Source organism: Deinococcus sp. AJ005, from assembly GCF_009017495.1.
In the GTDB taxonomy this organism is placed as follows: Bacteria; Deinococcota; Deinococci; order Deinococcales; family Deinococcaceae; genus Deinococcus.
In genome coordinates, this window is record NZ_CP044990.1 from 1936430 (window position 1) to 1957389 (window position 20960).

At 64.9% G+C, this 20960-nt stretch carries 19 protein-coding genes; 6 read left to right on the forward strand and 13 right to left on the reverse strand.

Annotated elements, in window-relative coordinates; all coding sequences use genetic code 11:
• Window position 1: 1 nt before the first annotated feature.
• Window positions 2-1636 carry a phosphoglucomutase (alpha-D-glucose-1,6-bisphosphate-dependent) gene (gene pgm / locus DAAJ005_RS11230; RefSeq protein ID WP_151847180.1) on the reverse strand — a complete coding sequence of 545 codons (1635 nt, stop codon included), beginning with the start codon at window positions 1634-1636 and terminating at the stop codon, window positions 2-4.
• A gap of 156 nt (window positions 1637-1792) precedes the next feature.
• Between pgm and DAAJ005_RS11235 the strand changes: the two genes are divergently transcribed.
• Both DAAJ005_RS11235 and DAAJ005_RS11240 read left to right on the forward strand, forming a co-directional pair.
• The gene (locus tag DAAJ005_RS11235; protein WP_226342389.1) at window positions 1793-2380 is read left to right on the forward strand and encodes a hypothetical protein; all 588 of its coding nucleotides are present in this window, start codon (window positions 1793-1795) and stop codon (window positions 2378-2380) included.
• Between the two features lie 116 nt (window positions 2381-2496).
• Window positions 2497-3072 carry a hypothetical protein gene (locus DAAJ005_RS11240; RefSeq protein WP_151847181.1) on the forward strand — a complete coding sequence of 192 codons (576 nt, stop codon included), beginning with the start codon at window positions 2497-2499 and terminating at the stop codon, window positions 3070-3072.
• A gap of 68 nt (window positions 3073-3140) precedes the next feature.
• Here the strand turns inward: DAAJ005_RS11240 and DAAJ005_RS11245 are convergent, their stop codons facing one another.
• Window positions 3141-5318, reverse strand: a complete 2178-nt coding sequence (locus DAAJ005_RS11245) for an ATP-binding domain-containing protein (RefSeq protein WP_370519704.1) — start codon at window positions 5316-5318, stop codon at window positions 3141-3143.
• A gap of 39 nt (window positions 5319-5357) precedes the next feature.
• On the opposite strand from DAAJ005_RS11245, the gene DAAJ005_RS11250 reads away from it, so the two are divergent.
• Complete coding sequence (locus tag DAAJ005_RS11250) at window positions 5358-5729, forward strand: hypothetical protein (RefSeq protein WP_151847182.1); 372 nt, start codon at window positions 5358-5360, stop codon at window positions 5727-5729.
• A 73-nt stretch (window positions 5730-5802) separates the two neighbouring features.
• Here the strand turns inward: DAAJ005_RS11250 and DAAJ005_RS11255 are convergent, their stop codons facing one another.
• The 9 genes from DAAJ005_RS11255 to recF all read right to left on the reverse strand — a co-directional run bounded on the left by DAAJ005_RS11255 (window position 5803) and on the right by recF (window position 13765).
• On the reverse strand, window positions 5803-6921 hold the full coding sequence (locus tag DAAJ005_RS11255; protein ID WP_151847183.1) for an alanine racemase: 1119 nt from the start codon (window positions 6919-6921) through the stop codon (window positions 5803-5805).
• A 12-nt stretch (window positions 6922-6933) separates the two neighbouring features.
• On the reverse strand, window positions 6934-7386 hold the full coding sequence (locus DAAJ005_RS11260; RefSeq protein ID WP_151847184.1) for a GNAT family N-acetyltransferase: 453 nt from the start codon (window positions 7384-7386) through the stop codon (window positions 6934-6936).
• Between the two features lie 433 nt (window positions 7387-7819).
• Complete coding sequence (locus DAAJ005_RS11265; protein WP_226342390.1) at window positions 7820-8236, reverse strand: DUF3293 domain-containing protein; 417 nt, start codon at window positions 8234-8236, stop codon at window positions 7820-7822.
• Window positions 8237-8258: 22 nt separating this feature from the next.
• On the reverse strand, window positions 8259-8636 hold the full coding sequence (locus tag DAAJ005_RS11270) for a hypothetical protein (RefSeq protein ID WP_151847186.1): 378 nt from the start codon (window positions 8634-8636) through the stop codon (window positions 8259-8261).
• Window positions 8633-9724: a tRNA pseudouridine(13) synthase TruD gene (truD, locus tag DAAJ005_RS11275; protein WP_192930737.1), complete on the reverse strand. Its 1092-nt coding sequence runs from the start codon at window positions 9722-9724 to the stop codon at window positions 8633-8635. The genes DAAJ005_RS11270 and truD overlap by 4 nt, the downstream gene beginning before the upstream one ends.
• A gap of 67 nt (window positions 9725-9791) precedes the next feature.
• The gene (locus DAAJ005_RS11280; protein ID WP_226342391.1) at window positions 9792-10664 is read right to left on the reverse strand and encodes a hypothetical protein; all 873 of its coding nucleotides are present in this window, start codon (window positions 10662-10664) and stop codon (window positions 9792-9794) included.
• A gap of 160 nt (window positions 10665-10824) precedes the next feature.
• On the reverse strand, window positions 10825-11664 hold the full coding sequence (locus DAAJ005_RS11285) for a molybdenum cofactor biosynthesis protein B (protein WP_151847187.1): 840 nt from the start codon (window positions 11662-11664) through the stop codon (window positions 10825-10827).
• Window positions 11665-11792: 128 nt separating this feature from the next.
• Complete coding sequence (locus DAAJ005_RS11290) at window positions 11793-12680, reverse strand: DUF721 domain-containing protein (protein WP_226342392.1); 888 nt, start codon at window positions 12678-12680, stop codon at window positions 11793-11795.
• The gene (gene recF, locus DAAJ005_RS11295) at window positions 12680-13765 is read right to left on the reverse strand and encodes a DNA replication and repair protein RecF (protein ID WP_151847188.1); all 1086 of its coding nucleotides are present in this window, start codon (window positions 13763-13765) and stop codon (window positions 12680-12682) included. The genes DAAJ005_RS11290 and recF overlap by 1 nt, the downstream gene beginning before the upstream one ends.
• A 132-nt stretch (window positions 13766-13897) precedes the next feature.
• Here recF and DAAJ005_RS11300 point away from each other — a divergent pair, with 132 nt between their 5' ends.
• Window positions 13898-14329: a DoxX family membrane protein gene (locus DAAJ005_RS11300; protein ID WP_151847189.1), complete on the forward strand. Its 432-nt coding sequence runs from the start codon at window positions 13898-13900 to the stop codon at window positions 14327-14329.
• Between the two features lie 35 nt (window positions 14330-14364).
• Here the strand turns inward: DAAJ005_RS11300 and DAAJ005_RS11305 are convergent, their stop codons facing one another.
• Both DAAJ005_RS11305 and recN read right to left on the reverse strand, forming a co-directional pair.
• The gene (locus DAAJ005_RS11305) at window positions 14365-15444 is read right to left on the reverse strand and encodes a protease complex subunit PrcB family protein (protein WP_151847190.1); all 1080 of its coding nucleotides are present in this window, start codon (window positions 15442-15444) and stop codon (window positions 14365-14367) included.
• Between the two features lie 144 nt (window positions 15445-15588).
• Window positions 15589-17340 (reverse strand): DNA repair protein RecN, encoded by a 1752-nt coding sequence (recN, locus tag DAAJ005_RS11310; RefSeq protein ID WP_151847191.1) that lies wholly within the window; start codon window positions 17338-17340, stop codon window positions 15589-15591.
• A gap of 222 nt (window positions 17341-17562) precedes the next feature.
• On the opposite strand from recN, the gene DAAJ005_RS11315 reads away from it, so the two are divergent.
• Together DAAJ005_RS11315 and pckA are read left to right on the forward strand one after the other, a co-directional pair.
• Entirely contained in the window at window positions 17563-18978 is a 1416-nt protein-coding gene (locus tag DAAJ005_RS11315) for an alginate biosynthesis protein AlgP (RefSeq protein ID WP_151847192.1), read from the forward strand.
• Between the two features lie 265 nt (window positions 18979-19243).
• Window positions 19244-20836 (forward strand): phosphoenolpyruvate carboxykinase (ATP), encoded by a 1593-nt coding sequence (gene pckA, locus DAAJ005_RS11320; RefSeq protein WP_151847193.1) that lies wholly within the window; start codon window positions 19244-19246, stop codon window positions 20834-20836.
• The last annotated feature ends 124 nt before the right edge of the window (window positions 20837-20960 follow it).

The window sequence follows — 20960 nt, forward strand, 5'->3', positions numbered from 1 at the left end:
CCTACTTGCCTCCCAGCGCCTCGGAAACCACGTCGCGGGCCTCCTCCATTACCTGCTTCAGATGGTCTGCGCCTTTAAAGCTCTCAGCGTAGATCTTGTACACGTCCTCGGTGCCGCTGGGCCGGGCGGCAAACCACGCCTCGGCGGTGGTCACCTTCAGGCCGCCGATGGGCGCGTCGTTTCCGGGAGCGCGGGTCAGGCGGGCGGTGATCGGATCGCCCGCCAGCGTCTGCGCCTTCACGTCCTCGGGCGAGAGGTTGCCCAGAATCTTCTTCTGCGCGGGCGTGGCAGGAGCATCCTGGCGGTCATAGGCGGTTGCGCCGTATTTCTCGGTCAGATCGGCAAAGCGCTGGCTGGGGGTCTTGCCCGTTTTGGCGGTCATCTCGGCGGCCAGCAGACCGGGGATCAGGCCGTCCTTGTCGGTACTCCACGGGCTGCCGTCCAGGCGCAGGAAGCTGGCCCCGGCGGATTCCTCCCCGCCAAAGCCCAGATCGCCCGTGAGCAGCCCGTCCACGAAGTATTTGAAGCCCACCGGGACTTCCACCAGATTGCGGCCCAGGCCATTCGCCACGCGGTCAATCAGCGCACTCGAAACCAGCGTTTTGCCCACGCCTGCCTCGGCACGCCAGCCGGGGCGGTGGCTGAACAGGTAGTCAATCATCACGGCCAGATAGTGGTTGGGGTTCATCAGTCCGTCAGCGGTCACGATGCCGTGTCGGTCCGCATCCGGGTCGTTGCCCATCGCCACGTCAAAATCGTCTTTGAGGCGCAACAGACCCGCCATCGCGTAGGGGCTGGAGCAGTCCATGCGAATCTTGCCGTCCTTATCCACGCTCATGAAGGCGAAGCGGGGATCGACGGTGTTGTTGACGATCTCGAAGTTCAGGTTGTACTCGGCCAGAATTGCCTGCCAGACGGGCAGACTGGCCCCGCCCAGCGGATCGATGCCGACATGTACGCCGCTTTCGCGGATGGCGTCCAGATCGATCACCTCGGGCAACTGGCGCACGTAGGGAGTGATGAAGTCAAATTCCTCCAGCTTGCCCATCGCATCTTCCAGAGACAGGCGTTTCACGTCGCGCATTTCGTTTTCCAGAATGGCGTTGGCGCGGGCCTGCACCGCTCCGGTCACGTCGGTATCGGCGGGGCCACCACTGGGGGGGTTGTACTTGAAACCGCCGTCCTGCGGGGGATTGTGGCTGGGCGTAATCACTATGCCGTCGGCAGTTCCACCCTTGCCCGCGCGGTTGTGTTGCAAGATCGCGTGGCTGATCAGCGGCGTCGGCGTCATTACGCCGGGCTGCACGCACACGCGCACGCCGTTGGCGGTCAGCACTTCCAGCGCACTCATCCACGCGGGTTCGGACAGGGCGTGGGAATCCAGACCCATGAACAGCGGCCCGCTGATGCCCGCCGCTGCGCGGTGTTCGGCCACCGCCTGCGCCACCGCCAGAATGTGCGCCTCGTTGAAGGTGCCGTTCAGGCTGGTTCCCCGGTGGCCGCTGGTTCCAAACGCCACGCGCTGAAGGGGATCGGACACATCCGGGCGCGTCTCGTAATAGTGCGCCACCAGACGAGGGATGTTGGTCAGCAGGCTCTGAGGTGCGGGTTTTCCGGCCAGTTCGCTGATGGTCATGGCAAGCAGTTTAGCGGGGGTTGGATCGGCAGCCGGGCAACATGAGCAAAGGACAGGCCGAATCTGGGGGGAAACACTCCTGACCCGCCCCGGCGCTCACGTTTCGTAAATGTAACAGTCACCCAATTTGGCGCGGAATGGGGCAAAGTGAGCAGCATGAAGAAATTAATGATGGCGGCGGCAATCGGAATGACTGGACTCCTGGCAAGCTGTAACAGTGGGAGTGCGCCGGATGGCAGCGCCAACGGAAAGATTAATGAGGTCCGCACTGAATATCGGTTGAATTCGGCGAACGGCCCATTCATCGCCTGCGACAACGTCACTGGCAACGCGACAGGGCGCAGCCGCTCAACCCAGGTTGCCGTCAACTTCACCCTGCAAGGCACCATCAGCAACGTCACCCTCGGACTGAAGGGACAAGATCCTAATAAAAACCCTCAGTACGATAACAATTACACGGCCACCTACACGGGTACCCAGTTGGCAGCCGTCGGGAACGGTAACTATAAGATTACGTTCGACGCCAACTCGGCCAACGGCGCGTTCCTGCCCCAGAGCATCGTTGTCAACCCGGTTGCCGTGACGGTCAAAGTGGTCACCGCCTCCGGGAAGGTCGGGGGGTTCTACCCGCAGCTCGTTGTCAACACGGGGTCTTCAAGCTTTACCATCAACAACACAGTTCTGGGCAATGTGGATGTCTACAGCAACTGCGCTGTGACCCAGACCACTCCAGAAGAAATTTAAATCCGATTTTGTTCATGTGCCGGGGCCTCGCGCCTCGGCGTTTTTTGTGAGCTGCCCTCAGATTGTCTGAAGGCAGAATCACAACACAATCAGCTTCGTGAGCCAGAGTGAGCAGCATGAAAAGACTGTTGATTGCGGCGGTGGGGCTGACGGGCGTGCTGGCGAGCTGCGGCGTGGATATTGTTGTCGATCCTGGCATTGTGCCTGTGAGCAACCTGCAACTTTTGAGCTACACCAGCCAGTACACACTGGCAAATGACGCCGTGGACGTCAAAAGTGGCAAGGCTTATTCCAAGGGAACGTCCATCATCTGCAACAACCTGAACACCCGCCTGAGCGTCAATGTCACGTTTAACGGCACCATCAACCAGTTCGGGGCGCGTCTGGAAGGCCGGGATAACGGAATGACCAAGACGATCTATTCCAACGCTCTCGGCAACATCCCTTCGGGCAATCCTTCCACCTTCGAGTTCGTCGTGGGGCCAAACACCGCGCCCCTGAGTGTTCAGCCCAGAGGTCTGGGTGCCCAGGCCATCGTCGTCACGCCCGTCAATACCATCTCGGTCCAGGGGGCGTCCTTCGTGACCGTGCAGGCCCAGAGCGGCGACGGCACGGTCAGCAATTCCGTGTCCAGCGTGCAGGCCCTGCCCATCGCCAACTGTGCGACGGGAGCCACTCCCCTCTCCAACTGACGCTTCATTTTTAGACGCCAGCTTTCATAAGCCGCCCCTACATCGGGGCGGCTTTTTCGTCCCAACTTTCAGGCGATGAGCGGGTGCAATTCGCCTGCGCTGACCAGTCCCAGCCAGTGCAGGGCGCGGCTGGCGCTGACGTACAGCAGACGGCGCTCGTACTCGGTGCTTTCATCGTAGGTCTGCACGTTGGCGCTGCTCACGATGGCCGCGCTGAATTCCAGCCCCTTGGCGAGACTGACCGGAAGGATCACCAGCCCGCCCCTGAAACGGTGTTCCTGCGTGGTGATCGGCTGCGCGTCGGTGTCGAAGTCGCGCAGTGCCTCGGCCAGACGGTCCGCGTCCACGGCGCGGCGGGTCACGATGGCGATATTGACGTGTCCGGCAGCCTGCGCGTCCTTGACGGCCTGGGCGATTAAAGGAAGTTCGCCATTGGGAGCATCGGCAGGTCCGGTGTAACGCTGAACCTCGGCCCCGTCGCGGTCCACACCCTGCACCTGGGCGGCGCGGTTGTAGGTGGCGGCAATGCGTGCGCCCAGTTCGGTGATCTGCTTGGTAGAACGGTAGGTGCGGCCCAGCGTCAGCACCTCCGCGCCGGGCAGGACGGCCTGCACCGCTTCCCAGTTGCTCGGTCCCTTGTAGCCGTGCATCCCCTGGTTCAAGTCGCCCAGCGCGGTCAGATGGCCTGCCCGCGTGGCGCGGCCCAGCAGCGCGTACAGCAGCGGCGAGTAGTCCTGCGCCTCGTCCAGCACCACATGGTCAAAGGGTTCCAGGGTACGCCCCACCTGTCGCCCGATCCCGCCCGTGAACGCCTGCACCGCCAGCATCAGCGGCAGCTCGGTGGCGTCGGCGTGGGCGCGGCGTGGGGTGGGAATGCCGCTCAGGGGATCGGTGGCGAGCAGGGCAATCTCGCGTTCGGTCAGCAGGCCACTCGCGGCCAGCGCTTCAGGGCTGCCCAGCAGACGGCGGGCCTCGGTGACGGGGGTGGTACTGGCGAAGACACGGCCCAGCAATGCGGTAATCGGGGCGGAAAGCTGGCGCAGCACGCTGGCTTCCTCATCGTCGGGCACGTTCAGATGCGAGATGGCCAGGTCTTCCACGGCCCGGCGAAAGCCCGCGCGATAGCCGCTCAGCGGATCGGCGGCGAATACGTCGCGCAGGATGGTGTGCAAATCGGTGTCGAACAGGGCGAAGATTTGCGGATCACGGCGGTTCAGGGCCACCTCTTCCCGCAGCGACTGGCCGCGCAACGAGGCGTTAAAACGGTTCCACAGGTGCGTGCGAATCACGTCCAGCATCCGGGCATCCCCCAGCAGCTTGGCCCGCCTCCAGGCCAGGGCACGCCGGGTGTTGTCGTGATCGGTCAGCAGCAGCGTCAGGGTGCGGTCCGTCACTTCCAACTTTTCCAGGCCCAGCAGCCCTATCGCCCAGCTCTCGGGCGTGGTCACGTTGACGGCCCCGATGCCCAGTTCGGGCAGGATGCGGGCGGCGTAGGTGGCCAGCACTTTGTTGGGCATCAGCACCATGCACGCCTCGGCCCGCGCCTGATGCGGCCCGCGCTCGGCGTTGGTCATCCAGGCCAGGCGGTGAAAGCCGATGGTGGTCTTGCCCGAACCCGCCGCACCCTGAATAATCACCGGGGTTCCGGCGGGGTAACGCATGGCGGTGTTCTGCTCGGGCTGGAGGGTTTCCACCACATCGCGCATTCCGGCGGTGCTGCCTTCTTCCAGACGGCGCAGCAGGACTTCCTCGCGGCCCCCGGTGTCGCCTCCGGCCTCTTCGTCGTACAGATCGGTGACGCGGTGCAGCGTCTTGGCCGCGATGTCCAGTTGCCGCCGCCGCTTGATCACGCCCTGCCCGCCCCGGCGCGGTGTCCAGCCCAGCGCGTCGGAGTAGAACAGGCTGCCCACCTCGCTGTCCCAGCCCACGACGCTGTGCGGCCCCTTCACGTCGCGGAAGCCGTGCTTGCCGATATACAGCGTCTGTTCGCGCCCACCCACGCGCACTCTCAGGCTGCCGAAATACGGGTGATGCACATGCGGCGAGAGCATGGCGGCGTGTTCGCCCGCCTCGTCGGCCAGGATGATGCTGGTCTCCAGGTCCGCGCCCATCTGGCGGTCCCGGTCCTCCCAGAAGTCGATCTGGCGCAGCATGGCGTCCACCGTGCCTTTCAGGTGCGCGGTTTCGGGTTGGAAGTCGGGGTGGTTGTCGGAGATGGACGGGCGGGAGGAAGCAGGAGCTGACATCGCCGCCCAGAATACGGGGTCTGGACGGCGGGAAAAGGGATGTTGGGTGTTGCAGTGGGGTGGGACTGGGAGTTCGGGAATTTGTTGCTTGAGGATAATATTCAGAACATGCGAATGCTCTTGCTAGCCTGCCTACTGCTGACTGCCTGTGGCACACGCCTGCCAGACACACCACGCGGACTGCTGATGCATCTCGGCGCACTTGAAGACCAATACCACGTCATCCAATGCGAGGGAGACTGGACCTGCAACGGGTATACGCCGATTTCGCCGGGGATCATCGGAGAGCGGCTGGGCCACGATCTGACCCAAACTGATGACAGCGCCTGGGAAATGGATGATGGGGCGGTTCGCGTCTTACTTGGTGGCGGCGGCCCGGTACGGTTCCTCACAGTGATTGTGCGGCCCTAGCCCTCTCCTCACCACATCTGCTATGAGGTAAGAGGACTCCAGACTTCAGCTTGCTTGGTCGTGAACGAGTTTTTCAGCTCCCCACCAACTCCGCCTCCACCAACTCCGAAATCTGCTCCCCCGACTCATCCAGCACAAACTTGTCGATGTACGGCGAGTTCATCAGGTGCAGCGCGCCCATATACTTCAGGCGAAATTTAACGTAACTGCCCACCTTCAGCCCGGCCTCGTTTTCGCCCACGTTCAGCACCAGCATGTCACTGCTACCGCCGATGACCTCCAGGCGCGAATCCACGGGTTCCAGATACTGCGGCGAGATATCCAGATAGCCCACGTCCAGAATGGCGCGGTGGCTGCTCCCGGCGCTGCTCTCGGCCTCGGCGGTGACGCCAAAGGGGTTCTTGCCCAGCGTGCCGGAGGGCATCGTGGGCTTCTCGGCCAGCTCGATGATCTGGGCGTGCAGCTCCAGCACGTCGTCATGCATTCCGGTGAAGGTGCGTTCCGCCACCAGATCCTGCCCGAAGAACAGCGCCTCACCAATGCGGAAGTGGTTGATGGCCTGGGGCAGCCCGCCCGCCTTCAGCAGCGGAATGGTCACGGTGGTCCCGGCGCTGACCCACTGGATATCCACATTGTTTTTCAGCTCAATAATCTTCTTGTACAGGCCCAGTTGAATCAGCTTGTCCTCGCTGGGCATCACGCCGTTCAGGCAATTCAGGTTGGTGCCGATACCTATAATTTTGATGTTTGGAAGCTGAAAAACCTGAGCGTAAAACGCCTCGATATCCTCACGCAGCACGCCCTCGCGCAGATCGCCCATCTCGATCATGATGATGATCAGGTGCTGTCGGTCCTGGCGCACGGCCTCGGCAGAGATGGCGCGAATGGTTTCCAGTTCGGTGTTGAAGCTCACGTCCGCCCAGGTTACGAGGTCCTCGATTAAGGCGGAGGCAGGCGGCTTGATGTACACCGTCTGCGCCTCTGGACTCAGTTCCTTGATGGCCCGCAGGTTGCTGATGCGCGAGTCCAGCAATTCCAGGCGGCCCAGCCGAATCACCTCGTTCAGAAAGAGTTTGTTGCCGCACAGCAGCTTGGTGGTAATGCCCCAGTCGATGCCATGCTGTGAGAACAGGTGTTCCAGATGGTCAAAATTGGCCTGCAACTTGGGACGGTTCAGGGTTAGATATGCCATAGCGTCAGCTCCTCAACGGGTCAGCCGCATTTCGAGATACTTGTTGGTGAACCCCAGCCGCTCGTAGAGCTTCTTTGCCGGGTTATGAGGCTCGACGTGCAGGGCCACGCTGCCCTCTACATTCGCCAGCACGGTTTCCATGAGTTGCTTGCCCAGCCCGCGCCCGCGCGTCTTGCCATGGACGGCAATGTACACCAGGATATTTTCGGGAATGAAGCCGCCCATGCCAGTCCGGTTGGTGATCACTGCGCCCAGGATTTCGCCATCTTCCTCGGCATAGGTGACGCTGCCGCCGCGCGCCTGTGCATAGGCGAGGCACGCCTGAATATCCTCCAGGGCGTCCCCGTACTCGTCCAGATGGGTGTGCAGGAATTCGGCCACACGCTGGCTATCTTCGGCGCTCAATTCGATAGGGATATCTGGCCCCAGCATGTAATTTTTGATGTTCAGGGTTTGAGTGGTCATTCTTCGCCCTCCTCTTGCCCCAGGGTAGGGGCTGGTGTGTCATGGCCGCCCCCGCGAGGTTGAAATTAGAGGCGGCAATTCAGGGGACAGCATCAGACAAAGCCGCCCCGCAGCAACAGAGCAGCTTAACGCATGGCGGCGGGACGGTTTGGAAGATGCGGCACGGCAGTTGGACAGGATTTTACTCGCGCCGATCTGGTTCGAGTCGGACAATCCACTTCCCCACAAGAAAAACTACCCAAAGGCAAATCGCAAGGCCGTAGTCGAAAGCGCCACCGAAAGATCGGTTGATCAGCCAGGAAAAGGCGAGAACCAGAGCCAGCGCAGGCAATGCACGAATCAGATACACGAATCAGATAACGGCGGAAACGTGGACTCATGACCCAAATATCCGCCTGCCCATTCAGGCGCAACGTGACGCTATCCACCACATTCAAAAATCCGAAAGCCGCGCCCAGAAGCGCTCCACCCGCGTACAGTCCGCTTCCAACCAGACCAGGGCCACCCGCTTCCCCACGCCGAAGAGGACGGCAGCCTGAGCGAAACGCCGCCCCAGTTCTGCCGCCTGCCTCAAGGTCAGACCGGGCAGAATCACGGACGGCTCGGCCCACTCGCCCTCGCCGTTGACGCCAAGAAAATGTAGGCGTGAGGCGATCAGCGCCAGCAATTCACGCCCGGCCCGCAAATTGTCGGTTTCCGGCTGCTGCTGTCCGGCTGGATTCCAGGCCGTGACGATGGCCCACGTTCGAGCAGCCCACGAGGGCGCGGCGGCTAAGGATTCAGAGCTGAGGCGAAAGCGTTCTGCCCGCGTGCCGTAACTGGCCGACAGGAAGGCGGCGCGCTGTTCCACCACTTCCGATTAACGGCCCGCGCTACCGGTTCACGATGGCCGACGTGTTCAGGATCACGCCCTGGCGAAAGCGCATGACGATACTGACCTTCTGGCCCGGCTTGAAACTGCCGCCCAGCACCACGCGGTAGCCCGAGCTGCCGCTGAGGATCAGGCTGCCGGTGATCGGCACGGACGTGACCACCTCGCAGCGGGGCGAGCATTTCATCAGTCGAGCGCGGCCCAGACTGCTCCAGACACCCAGCACCTCATCCGGTCTGGACACGCCGATGCGGCCCGTCAGGACTGCGCCGCCGTAACTGGGCATCAATTTCAGATCTGCGCTCAGGCCCGGAGGATTCTGCGCCACCGCACCGGACGCGAGGACGAGGCCCGCCAACGCCAGCGCTCTGAGCCTCACTCCTGACCGCCTGTTGCACCGTCATCAGATTCAGAGCCATCAGGTTCCGCGTCGTCCGGCCCGGCGCTGTCCACCTCAGTCTTCATCACCTCGCGCAGAACGCTGGTGGCGAAACTGCCCTTAGGCAGGGTGAAGGACAGCGTGTAGCCGTCGTCCTGCGGAATAACACTGGCCTCTTCGGGGAACACGCGGGTCAATCGGCGGTCTCCACGCCGGGAGGCGAACACACCCGGCGTCAGATCAAACAGGGCCAGCGCCTCGGCCTCCAGCGCCCCGGCGTCCAGGGTCAGCGGTTTGGTCTTCTTGCCGAACAGCGTGCCAGTGGCGCTGACCTCGCCGCGTTCGGCGCGGGGCGACTCGGCAGCGGCGTCTTCGACCAGAAAGACCCCGCCCGTGTCGTGCTTCTTGGCCATATCGCCTGCCAGCAGCGAGGCGAACAGGCCGCGTTCCAGGCGCAGACTGAGAGAAGCGTTGAACACCGCACTCTGCACGCTGGAGATCAGGAAGCGGCGCACGCGCGGGTCCCGCAGGCGCGATTCGCCGCGCAGCACACGCAATCCCTCCTCGGCATTCAAGCCGCCCAGGCCGAAGCGTTGCGGACCAAAGTAATTGGGCACGCCCCCTGCGACCAGAAGATTCAGGACCGCCTCAGCCTCGGCTGCGCCGCCCGCCGCGTCCCGCACGCGCACCACGAAGCGGTTGCCGCGCAAGTGGCCCATGCCCAGCTTGTTGCCGTGGCGGGTGATATCCAGAATCCGCACGCCGTCCAGTCCGAACTCGCCCAGACGGCGCTCGTACTTGGCCGGAACGCTGAGCCACTGGGTGGTCACCGCATGCCGGTCTTTCAGGCCCGCCACGCCAATGTCGCGGTCACGCAGGCCCACTTGGGCACTCAATTCACGCAGGACATGGGCGGTGGTGTGCCCGGTCTTCTCGACATGCAAATACAGGTGATCGCCCTCACCCGAAAGCGGATACGCACCCACTTCCTCTACCCGGAAATCCTGGGCTTCAGCGCGCAGCGTTCCGCCCGTTCCTGCCGATTCCGTCAGCGCCCGCAGGGCTGCCCATTCAAACACCAGACTCACGATTGGAGCAGCCTATCCCGGCTTCCTGCGGCGGGCGTGAGAGGGCGGGGCGAGGCTGGGTTCCGGCTCAGTTCAGGACGCGCCCATCGGCCCGGCCCAACGGAGTCCAGTCGGCGCGGAACAGGTGGGCCTCCTGCGCTTTATCCGGGCCGTACCACACGCGCACGCCACTGTCGCGCTCGCCCACGGGCAGCAGCGCCTCCTGCCCGGCACGCAGTTCGGACAGCACCTGACCGTCGGGGCCGCGCACCCGGTACCACGCGTTGATTCCGGCGGGGGACCAGCCGGCCAGCCGCACCGGACGCTTGGAGATGTTCTTCAGATGCGCGCCCTGCTCGCTGAGGGTCACGCTCAGGTCCGGCCATTCCGGGGTGACGGTGCGGTGCCAGCGGGTCTGGAAATTCAGGGAGGGACGGGTCCTGGCGGCTGCGCCTTTCGCCGGATACAGGACCACGCCCAGCAGTCCCGCCATGCCTGCCAGCAAAGCACACAGGGCCGCCACGAAGGCCACCGGCTCGGGACGCTGATTCTGGAGGATGCCGAAGGCCGGTGCCGCGCCGATCAGGACGGACACCAGCGGCCACGCGGGCGAGGGACGGGCAGGGGCGCGGCGGTAGGGCAGCGGCCAGTACTCGGCGAGCAGCAGCGCCGCCACACCCAATCCGAACAGTGCGGGCACGTCCAGCGTGGGCGTCAGCAGTAGCAGCGCCAGCCCCGGCACGGCCCACCACGCCACGCGCGGCAGGTAGCCCAGCCGGGCCTCGCGCCCCGTACGCAGCAGCCATTGCAGCGCGATCAGACCGATCACCACGGCGTACAGGCCGCTCACCTCGGTCAGCGGGGTCAGGTCCAGCAGTGAGCCGGGGCCACCCAGCCCAACCGATGACACCAGCCCAGCCCATGAAACCAGTCCGGCCCGTAAAGACTCCAACTCTTGCACGTCAGTCTCCTCGTGGGTGGACCAGGCAGCCTCCCAACCGGCTCAAAATACCGTCCAGGGGCCAGACGGAATGGAAGATGAACAGAAGAAGCCCCAGATCAAGAATGTCTGCGGATCAGGTGGCCTGCAACAGAAGCTGGACTGAAACAGAGACCGGACTTTACAGACGCGGGTCTTCTTTCTTATGGCGGCCCAGCCTGCCCATCAGGTTGCCCGGGCCTCTGGACTGCGGCTGAGCTGGATCGGCAGTCCCAGTTCCTTCCACCGCTGCCGCAGCCGGGGACAGAGTGGGGGTCATGGGCGGCGTCAGTGGATCAGTGGTGGGAGGGGGCTTCCCTGCCGCCGCCGCAAGCGACTGGGACAGCGGCGACAGCGCCGGGGCCACCACTCCTGGCTGCACCACCCCCGGTTGCCCGTGGCGCTCGATCTCGAAGGCGAGGTGGCCGATCTCGTTCTTCAGAATGCCTTCCCAGGCGGTCTTGACGGCGTTCAGGCTGCCGGGCATGGCGAAGATGGCCGAACCCCGGCACAGCCCGCCCAGCGCCCGCGACAGCATGGCCGCGCCACCCACCTCGCGGTAGCTGAGCATGCGGAACAGCTCTCCAAAGCCAGGGATGGGCTTGGTGATCATGGATTCCACCACCGGCACCGTCACGTCGCGCCCGGTCAGGCCCGTGCCGCCTGTAGTCAGCACCACAGTCGCCTCCCGCACGAACAAAACCAGCGCGGTGCGGATGTCCAGCGCGTCGTCCCTGACCACCCGGTAATGCACCACACTATGCCCCCCCGCCTTCAGTTCGGCCAGCAGATATTGACCGCTGGTGTCCGTTTCGGGCGTGCGCGTGTCGCTGATGGTCAGCACCGCCACCCTGACATTGCGCGGCGCTGCGGCGCGGTGCTGCTGGGACGAGAGTTGTTTAGAAGGGGCCGATGGGTTGCCACCCGCTGCGGCGTTGCCAGAGGTGCTGGGCGGTCCAGGGGGGCGGGAGGCGTCCGTCATGGGGCCACAATACTGCCCACAGCAAGGGCGGCGTCAATCCCACGCCGGGGGTGACACGACGGCTTTTTCCACACTTCCTGTGTCCAGACTGCCCCTGTCCAGACCGCCCGCTGTTCTGCTGCCTGCCCTCAGCGGCCCGCGTTCAGCACATTGCGCGCCCGCTCCGGCAGGAGGGCGCGGTCCGAGCGCTTCAGGTCCGCACGGGGGCGGCGCAGGTACAGGGAGAGGTACATGCCCGCCTGCTGGTTCAGAAATTCGCGGTAGCCGTCTTCCTGGCCGCTGCGGACGCATTCCAGGGCCAGCAGGTCCAGTTGTTCTTCCAGCCGCGCCAGTGCCAGATAGCGGGCCGCGTTTGCGCCGCTGTCGCCCAGGGTTCCCAGCAGTGACTCCAGGTCTTCGGGCTGCTGCATCAGCGTTCTGGCCGCGCGGCGCACGTTGGGATCGTCCAGCGTCAGGAGGCAGGCCCGGCAGGGTTGTTCCTGACTGGCCTCGCCGCAAACCGGGCAGGGCCGCCAACCCTGTTCCTCGCGCCATTTGCGCGAGCGGGTGATCGCCTCGGCGGCGCGCAGGGCAGCGGGGCGCAGGTCCTCGCCCACGTCCTGCACCAGTTCGCGGGCGCGGGCACGGTCCGGGGCAGGCAGCGGCGGCGGCGCGGGGGCCATCACCGGCTCGCGCACGCTGCCCACGCTGAAGCGGATGTCGCTGAGGGGCGCGTCGGGCAGCAGCGCGTTCAGGGCCTTGAGGAAGTGATGGCGCTGCATGCTCAGATGGTGGGCGGCAGCGCTATCGCGCACATCCACGAACAGCACGCTGCCCTGCTGGGTGCGTGGGCGGGTAATGCGGGCAATCTCCGGCCCCACCGCCCCCGGCCAAGCCAGAATGGCCCGCGCCCGCCCGATGCCCTTGGCGATGCGCGCCGTGCCCAGCGTCGCGCCCATCAGTTCGCCAATGCCACGCGGCCCGCTCAGGCGGCGGCCCCGGTTGTTGCGGCCCGCGTTGTAACGGTCCCAGGCCATTAACGCACCTCCTCTAGCTCAGCTTTTTTTTCCGAAACGTCCATCGGTGTAAAGCGCCCCGACTGCGCCCAGAACTGCGCCGACGCACCGGGCGGGCGTTCGGTGCCCGTCACGATGGCCTGCGGCACCCCTGCCGCCAGCTCCAGCAGAAAGGTGCGCCGTCCGGGGTCCAGCTCGGCGCTGAAATCGTCAATCAGCAGGATGGGCTGCTCGCCAAAGCGTTCGGCCAGCAGCTCCAGTTCTGCACGGCGTAAGGCGAGAGCAACCGTGCGCCCCTCGCCCCGACTGGCGTATTCACTGGCCGAGAATCCGCCCAGGGTCAGCACCAGATCGTCGCGGTGGGGACCAGACACCGTGGAGCCGCGCGCCAGCTCCTCGGCCCGTCTGGAAGTCAGATCGTGGGCGTAGGTTTCGGGCGTCGTCGTTTCCAGCAGCGTCAGCGTGAGCGTTTTGCGGCTGCCCAGCGCGGCGTTGGCGTCGGTGGCCAGTTCGCCCAGGCGGGTCAGGGCACGGCGGCGGAAGGTGATGATCTCGGTGCCCAGCTTGACGAGGGCGTCGTCCCAGACCGACATGGCCCACTGTTCGCCGCCTTTCAGGGCCGCATTGCGCTGGGACACTGTGCGTTCGTAGCGGCCCAGTTGCTGGCCGTAGCGGGCGCTCAGGCGCGACAGCAGCGAGTCCAGGTAGGCGCGGCGCAGCGACGGCGAGCCGAAGACCAGTTCGGAGTCCTCCGGGCGAATCCACACGGCGCTGCCACGGGGCAGGTCGCCCGCACGCACGCGCACGCCGTCCACCTTGAGCTGCCGCCGCCCACGCCCCAGGCCCACCTCCTGCACGCTCAGGCTGCCGCCGGATTCCAGATCGGCGCGCACATACGCCTCGCTCTCGCCGGACTGCACCAGTTGTTCCAGGCGGCCCACGTCGGTCTGTCCGGTCAGCGCCAGATAAATGGCCTCCAGCAGGTTAGTCTTGCCCGCTCCATTCTCGCCGTACACGCCCGTTACGCCCCCACCAAAGCGCAACGTACACGGCGCAAGGTTGCGGTAATTCAAAGTTGAGAGGGACTCCAGACGCACGCCCCGCATTCTAAGCGGGATAGGAACAGGGTTCTGTGGGACGGTGCGGGGATGGAGGCAGGCTAAAGGTCTGGCCGCAAAAGCGAGAGCGGCCCACCCACATCACTGGTCTCTAATGTGCGTTTTGTTACACTGGTTTCCATGCGGCGACAGCCTGAACTTGCCCTGGCCCTGATTCGCGTGGTGGTGGGGCTGGTGTTCGCATGGCACGGCTTCCACAAAATTTTTGATCTGGGCCTGGGCAACGTGACCGCCAGTTATGGGGTGGCTGGCGTGCCCCTGCCGCTACTGTTCGCGCCGCTGGTGGCCGTGCTGGAGCTGGTGGGCGGACCGCTGCTGCTGCTGGGGCTGGGCGCACGCGGACTGGCCGGGGCGCTGGCGCTGCTGACGGCGGGTGTGGCCCTCGCGCCGCTGGTGGCCGGACGCCTCAGCCTCGCAGAGCTGGAAGTTCCGCTGCTGCTGACGGCAGGCAGTCTGGCCATCATGGTGGGCGGCTCAGGTTCTCCGGCCTTGAAGGACCGCAGCGCGGAAGTCTTACCTCCAGCACGCAATCCAGGCAAAAGAAAAGGCTGACAAAAGACAGTCAGCCTCGCCAATCAGATGACAACTCAGCGCAGCGGCTGACCCGCCTCGTCCACCACGCGCACGTTCTGATACTTGCCGTCCACCCGAACGATGGTCCACGGGCTGGTGATCGCCTGGGTGGTGATGGACCCCGGCTTCGGCGCACGCACCTGGGCCACCAGGGTCAGGGTGCCGCCCGACACGCTGGCCCCGGTAATGGTCACGCCGTAGCCGCCCGTGGTGCGCTGCCCCAGGAAAATCCCGACGATGGTGGCATTGCCCGGATCGGGGGCGGTGGGCGCTCCGGTCTGGCGCGAGTACGCCTGGGCATAAAGGCTGGCGGCCTCTGCTGGCGTGGCGGCGACGGTCACGCCAGCTTCGGTGACGCCCGACTGGCTTCCGCTGGCAAGTTCCGTGAAATTCACGCGCGCTCCTGTGGGCAGTGGGGTAGGCGAGGACGGGGTAGGGTTCAGCACACTGGCTGCGGGAATCTGAGCGGCAATGGTGGCAACATTCGGCAGCACGTACAGCGCTGTCCGCAGATATTCGCCCGGTTTGGGTTCTACATCCAGCGGGGCATCGGCAGTGGGGACAGCGCTCAGCACGCCCACGGCCAGCGGCCCCTGACCTAGCAACGCCTTGCTCAGAACTCCCGCCTCTTCCGGCGTCAACTGGCCGGCGCTCTGAAGACCGTTCACGGAGGACGCTCCTACCGTTCCGCTCAGGCCGCTCAACTTGCTCCAGGTCTGCCCGTCGGTGTAATAGACCGCGCTCAGGCCGCCAGGGGTGACCACATCAAAAGAACCGTTGGCGCGGCGGGTGACGTTCAGGGGCGCGGTGATCGCGGACGTGGGCTGGCGGTAGGTGGCTTTGCCATTCACGCTCAGGGTGCCGGGAACGGCCACCGCGTCCTCCACCTGGACGCGCAGTTCGGCGGTCTGACCGCCCAGTTTCAGGCTGCCGCCCGCACCGCCCGTCAGCGAACCGTAGACCCACACGATGCGTTCCTGCGTGCCGCCGTACAGCAACGCCTCATGCACGCGTAGATTACTGGGGCCAGTCATGGTGCAGGCGCTGAACAGGCCCGCGCTCAGCAGGAGGACGGGCAACAGAGATTTCTTCATGCTCTCAGCTTAGGCAGCCGGGCTGATGGCACCCTGAACGCGGTCTTGGGCAAACGCACATCTGGAACAGGGGCTGTCTAACAGTCAAACGGTCAAACTGCTCAAAGACAGGAGCGAAAGCCGCCTGCCGTTTTGCTCTTGCCGTTAGACCTTCAGACGGTCAGATGGTTTGACCTCTTTTCCTTCCATCAGCTCCCGCGCATGCCCCAGCGCGGCTTCAGAGGTATTGCCGCCCAGCATGCGGGCGATTTCTTCTAGGCGTTCGTCGGGCGAGAGCGGACGCACCCGGCTAACCGTGCGGCCCTCTTCCACGGCTTTTTCCACCTTGAAATGATGGTCCGCGCGGGCGGCGATCTGCGCCAGATGCGTGACCACCATCACCTGACGGCTGCGGGCCAGACGATGCAACTGCTCGGCCACCGCCAGCGCAGCGCCGCCGCCGATTCCGGCGTCCACCTCGTCAAAGACCACGGCGGGGGTGTCCGCGCCCAGCACCGTGCTGATCGCCAGCATCACGCGCGACAACTCGCCGCCGGACGCCACGTCGGACAGCGGGGCCAGATCCTCGCCGGGGTTGGCAGTGAACTGGATGGTCACGTCGCTGGGGCCGTACAGGGCGGGTTCGGACAGCGGGGAGAGGCGGAATTCCAGCCGGGCGTGCGGCATCCCCAGTTCGCGGATCACGGCCAGCAGTTCGGCGGCCAGCGGCGCGGCGCGTTTCTGGCGGGCACTATCCAGCACAGTCCCAGAGCGGCGGACCTCGGAGAACAGGGCCTCCACATCGGCGTCCAGGGTTCCGGCGGCCTGTTCGTCGCGGGTCAGGGCAGCCAGTTCCTCCTCCACCCCGGCCTGAAATTCCAGCACGTCATCTAGCGTGGGGCCGTACTTGGTCCGCAATTTACCCAGTGCGCCCAGACGGCCCTCCACGCGGGCCAGTTGCTCGGGGTCAGCCGCGCCGTCCTCGGCCACCGCCCGCAGTTCGCCGGAAACGGCCTGGAGGCTGTCCAGGGCCGCGCGGAGTTCCTGTTGCAACGCTGCGCTGGCGTCGTCGTAACGGGCGCTGGCGTTCAGGGCACGCACCGCCTCACCCAGAAAGCCCAGCGCGTTTTCCTCGCCGTCCGAGATCAGGGTCAGCGCCCCCGCCGCGCTCTGGGCGATGGTTTCCAGGTTGGCAAGGCGGTTCAGCTCGGCCTGCAAGGGTTCTTCCTCGCCGGGCAGCGGGGCCACCTCGGCAATTTCACGGGACTGGAAGGTCAGCAGGTCCAGTTGCCGGGCGCGTTCGCGCTCCCCGGTCCGCAGGCGCTCCAGCCGGGCGCGGGCCTCCTGCCACTCGCGGTAGGCATGGGTGTAGGCCGCCGTCTGATCGGGCAGGCCACGGTCTAGCAGTGCGCGCTGATTGGCTGGACCCAGCAGGCTAACGGCGCTGTGCTGCCAGTGAATCGTCAGGCGGGTCTGCGCCCACTCCTGCAACTCGCGCACGCTGACCACCTCACCGTCCAGCCGGGCCACGCCGCGTCCCTGGGCCGCGAGACGGCGGCTGGCACTGCTTTGATCAGTGCTGGTCTGATCGGCGCTGCTTTCAGCAGATTCCTCGTTCCAGAAGCCCGTCACCAGCAGATCGCTCTCACCTGTGCGGATCAGGTCCGTGTTGGCCCGCGAACCCAGCAGTAACCCCAGCGCATCCACGATGATGCTCTTGCCCGCTCCGGTCTCGCCGGTAAAAACGCTCAAGCCATCGGCGAAATCCAGCTCCAGTTCGCGGATGGTGGCGAGGTTGCGAACTTCCAGCCGGGCCAATGCCGGACCGACCGGAGACGGATCAGCCGGAGCCGACGCAGACGGTCTGGGGAGGGTGGCAGTTTTCTCTGCGCGGGGGGCGCGGGCCTTGCGGGTCACGCCGGGTAGTTTAGAGCCTCCCGACCCCCATGTTCCCGAGTGTGAGGCGGGCCAGCATCAGCCTCCACCCAAAATTGGCTGGATAAAGCTGTCGCCAGGCGTTTCCTCACCAAGCATGAATCTTCCGTTACATTTCCCCCACGTTGCCTCTCACCTCACGCGGCACAATGACGGCATTGCCCGTGCCCCTTCAAGGTGGCGGCGGGCGCAAAGGAGTTCACCATGTCCATGAAACACGATTCCACCGGCGGCGTCAGCAAACGCAGCCTGCTGCTGCTGGGCGGGCTGGCCGCGCTGGCCCTGAATAAAGACATTCGCCGTTCCGTGGTGGGCGGCACCCGCCACGCCTGGAGCGACGCTCAGGACACGCTGGAAGACACCGTGAAGCCCGCGCTAGCCGACGCCGCCGCACAGGCGCAGCACACCGCGCAGGCACTCTCCCACGAGGCGCAGAAGTCGGCGCAGCATCTGGCCCACGAGGCGGCCAAACGTGGGGCGGTGGCGCTGGATACTTGGAAGGAAGACGGTGCACCACAGGCCCAGGCGTGGCTGGACACTGCCCGCGAAACGGCGGCAGGGCTGGCTGCCACGGTACAGGACAGGGCGTCCGATCTGGCCGAGACGGCACAGAAACGCGGCGGTGAGCTGGCCGAAGTCGCGCAACAGCGGGGCAGTGAGCTGGCGGAAACCGCCCAGAAACGCGGCAGCCAACTCGCCGCCGTGGCCCAGGACCGCGCCGCAGAGCTTTCGGCAGAGACCCAGAAGCGGGCCGCAGAGGCACAGAAGGAAATGCAGAAACGGGCCGCCAGCTTGGAAAAGGAAGCGCGCAAGGTGGCCGATCAGCGCGGCCATCAGGCACAGAAGGCCCTGAAATCGGCGCGCAAGACCGCCACCAGTACGTTAGATGATGTGCAGGACAGCGGCCTGGGCCTGCTGAGCAGTGTGCAGGACACAGGCGTGGGGCTGCTCGGCAACTTGCAGGGCTGGCTGGGCGACACCCTGAGTGACACGGGCGACACGCTGGAAAACCGCCGCCGCACCGCCGAGAAGGCCATGGGCCGCGCCCGCCGTCAGGCCGAGAAAGAACTGCGCGCTGGCAGGAAGAACTGGAATGTCAAGAAGCTGGAAAAGGCTGTGACGAAGAAGATCGCGCCGCTGCAAAAGGAACTGGGCAAGGAACTCAAACTGCTGGAAAAGCAGGCGAAACTGGCCCGCAAGAGTGGCAGCAGCGGTAATGGTGGCCTGAGCGTGGGCATCACGGCGTTACTGCTGGTGGGCGGCGGCGCTGTCGTGCTGGCCCGCGTACCTGCCGCGCGCAAAGCCATTCTGGACGCGGTGGGATCGGTCAGCCCCGACGCCGCCCGCAGCCTGCATAAATTCAGCCGCGACGCCCGCAACCTGATCGGCTCGGCATGGCTGGACCAGATCGAGGCACCGGCAGCGACGCCAGCACCCGGCGCAGCAGCAACGACGCAGGGCGCGACGACAGGTGGGGCGGCAGGCGCTTCGGTGGCCCCCGGTTCACCCGCTGCCGCCCGGACCCAGGCAGAAGAACAGTCTGGCAAGCCCGCTGACACGGGCGCGGCCAGCAAACCCGACGCCAAGGCCGACAAGGATTCCCAGCACAAGACGAACTGATCTGGAAACCACCTGAAGGTCAAACGGGGCGCAGCGGAGAACATCTCCCGCGCCCTATTTTTTTGCTGACCACCGTTGTCAGCCAAGAGCGTCTATCTGGACTGGACGCCTCGCCCTGTTGTTTCCTGCACCGTAACACCCAAAAGGTTGGGTTGGAACCGCTTCATAGGCCACAATTAGGGTGTCCGTCCATACACCAATTCAACCGCACCTTCCTGACCCGAATGCCGACGCGGTTTCTTCCCCTCTCAAGGAGCTGATCCCCATGAGCCTGACCGCCAACCACCCACTGACCGATCTGGGCATCGAGAATGCCACCATCCACCTCAATCCCGGCGTCGATGAGCTATATGCGCAGGCCATCCGGCTGGGCGAGGGCGTGAAAGCCGCCACCGGCCCACTGACGGTTCACACGGATAAGACTGGACGCAGCCCCAAGGACCGTTTTATCGTCGAGGACGATCAGACGCGCGACGCCGTGTGGTGGGAGGGCTTTAACCGCCCCATCGGCCAGGACATCTTCGATGGGCTGCTGAAGAAGATGACGAAGTACGCCGACGAGCGGGAACTGTTTGTCCAGCAGGTGTTCGCCGGGACCGACAAGACCCAGCGCATCGCCGTGCGGATGGTCACCGAGATGGCGTATCACTCGCTATTCGTCCACAACATGTTCGTGCGGCCCACGCCGGAGGAGCTGGCGGACTTTGAAGCCGACTGGACCGTGCTGAACATTCCCAGCTTCAAGGCCGATCCAGCGGTGGACGGCGTGCGGACTGGGACCTTCATTCTGGTCAACTTCGGCAAAAAGATGATCATTGCGGGTGGCACGCAGTACGCAGGCGAGAACAAGAAGGGCATCTTCAGCGTCATGAATTTCCTGCTGCCCGCGCGCGGCGTGATGCCCATGCACTGTTCGGCCAATGTGGGCGAGGGCGGGGACGTCGCGCTGTTCTTCGGCCTGAGCGGCACGGGCAAGACCACCCTGAGCGCAGACCCCAGCCGCAAGCTGATCGGCGACGACGAACACGGCTGGACTGATACAGGCGTCTTTAACTTCGAGGGCGGCTGTTACGCCAAGGTCATTCGCCTGAACCCGCAGGCCGAACCCGACATCTACCGCACCACCCAGACCTACGGCACCGTGCTGGAAAACGTGGTACTGAAAGCGGACGGCACGCCTGATCTGGACGACGACAGCCTGACCGAGAACACCCGCAGCGCCTACCCCATCGAGCAGATCGACAACATCCAGCCGGGCAGCATCGCGGGCCATCCCAAAAACATCATCTTCCTGACTGCCGACGCGTTCGGGGTGTTGCCACCACTAAGCCGTCTGTCTCCCGAACAGACCATGTACCAGTTCATCAGCGGCTTCACCGCCAAGATTCCCGGCACCGAAGAAGGCGTCACCGAACCCGGCCCCACCTTCAGCGCGTGCTTCGGCGCACCGTTCATGCCGCGCCACCCCGGCGAGTACGCCCGTCTGCTGGCCGAAAAGGTCCAGGACAGCGGCGCAACCGTGTGGCTGGTCAACACGGGCTGGAGCGGCGGCATGTACGGCCAGGGCAAGCGCATGAGCATCGGCCACACCCGCGCCCTGATCCACGCGGCCCTGGGCGGCGAACTGGACGGCGTGGAGTTCGAGCGCGAGCCGTTCTTCAATCTAGAGATTCCCAGCCAGGTGCCGGGCGTACCCCGCGAGGTCCTGAATCCACGCGACGCCTGGACCGACAGGGCCGCCTACGACGAGACTGCCAGGAAACTGGCCCGCATGTTCCGCGCGAACTTCAAGCGCTTCGAGACGGGCGTGGATCAGGCAGTGACCGACAGCATGCCGGACCCGGACGCGCAGAGCTAAAGACTTTCAGCAAAAGGAAAGCCCCCGCCATTCACGCGGGGGCCTTTCTCTTTCTATACCCTTTCCCACAGAGGGGAAGGGACGCCACGACTGCGGCGGGGGTGAGGGGGCGCGTGACCAGCGC

Excerpts from the sequence above, each read along its gene's own strand:
- pgm (WP_151847180.1), bottom strand. The coding sequence starts at position 1,636 with ATGACCATCAGCGAACTGGCCGGAAAACCCGCACCTCAGAGCCTGCTG.
- DAAJ005_RS11235 (WP_226342389.1), top strand. The coding sequence starts at position 1,793 with ATGAAGAAATTAATGATGGCGGCGGCAATCGGAATGACTGGACTCCTG.
- DAAJ005_RS11240 (WP_151847181.1), top strand. The coding sequence starts at position 2,497 with ATGAAAAGACTGTTGATTGCGGCGGTGGGGCTGACGGGCGTGCTGGCG.
- DAAJ005_RS11245 (WP_370519704.1), bottom strand. The coding sequence starts at position 5,318 with ATGTCAGCTCCTGCTTCCTCCCGCCCGTCCATCTCCGACAACCACCCC.
- DAAJ005_RS11250 (WP_151847182.1), top strand. The coding sequence starts at position 5,358 with ATGTTGGGTGTTGCAGTGGGGTGGGACTGGGAGTTCGGGAATTTGTTG.
- DAAJ005_RS11255 (WP_151847183.1), bottom strand. The coding sequence starts at position 6,921 with ATGGCATATCTAACCCTGAACCGTCCCAAGTTGCAGGCCAATTTTGAC.
- DAAJ005_RS11260 (WP_151847184.1), bottom strand. The coding sequence starts at position 7,386 with ATGACCACTCAAACCCTGAACATCAAAAATTACATGCTGGGGCCAGAT.
- DAAJ005_RS11285 (WP_151847187.1), bottom strand. The coding sequence starts at position 11,664 with ATGACGGACGCCTCCCGCCCCCCTGGACCGCCCAGCACCTCTGGCAAC.
- DAAJ005_RS11290 (WP_226342392.1), bottom strand. The coding sequence starts at position 12,680 with ATGGCCTGGGACCGTTACAACGCGGGCCGCAACAACCGGGGCCGCCGC.
- recF (WP_151847188.1), bottom strand. The coding sequence starts at position 13,765 with ATGCGGGGCGTGCGTCTGGAGTCCCTCTCAACTTTGAATTACCGCAAC.
- DAAJ005_RS11300 (WP_151847189.1), top strand. The coding sequence starts at position 13,898 with ATGCGGCGACAGCCTGAACTTGCCCTGGCCCTGATTCGCGTGGTGGTG.
- DAAJ005_RS11305 (WP_151847190.1), bottom strand. The coding sequence starts at position 15,444 with ATGAAGAAATCTCTGTTGCCCGTCCTCCTGCTGAGCGCGGGCCTGTTC.
- DAAJ005_RS11315 (WP_151847192.1), top strand. The coding sequence starts at position 17,563 with ATGTCCATGAAACACGATTCCACCGGCGGCGTCAGCAAACGCAGCCTG.
- pckA (WP_151847193.1), top strand. The coding sequence starts at position 19,244 with ATGAGCCTGACCGCCAACCACCCACTGACCGATCTGGGCATCGAGAAT.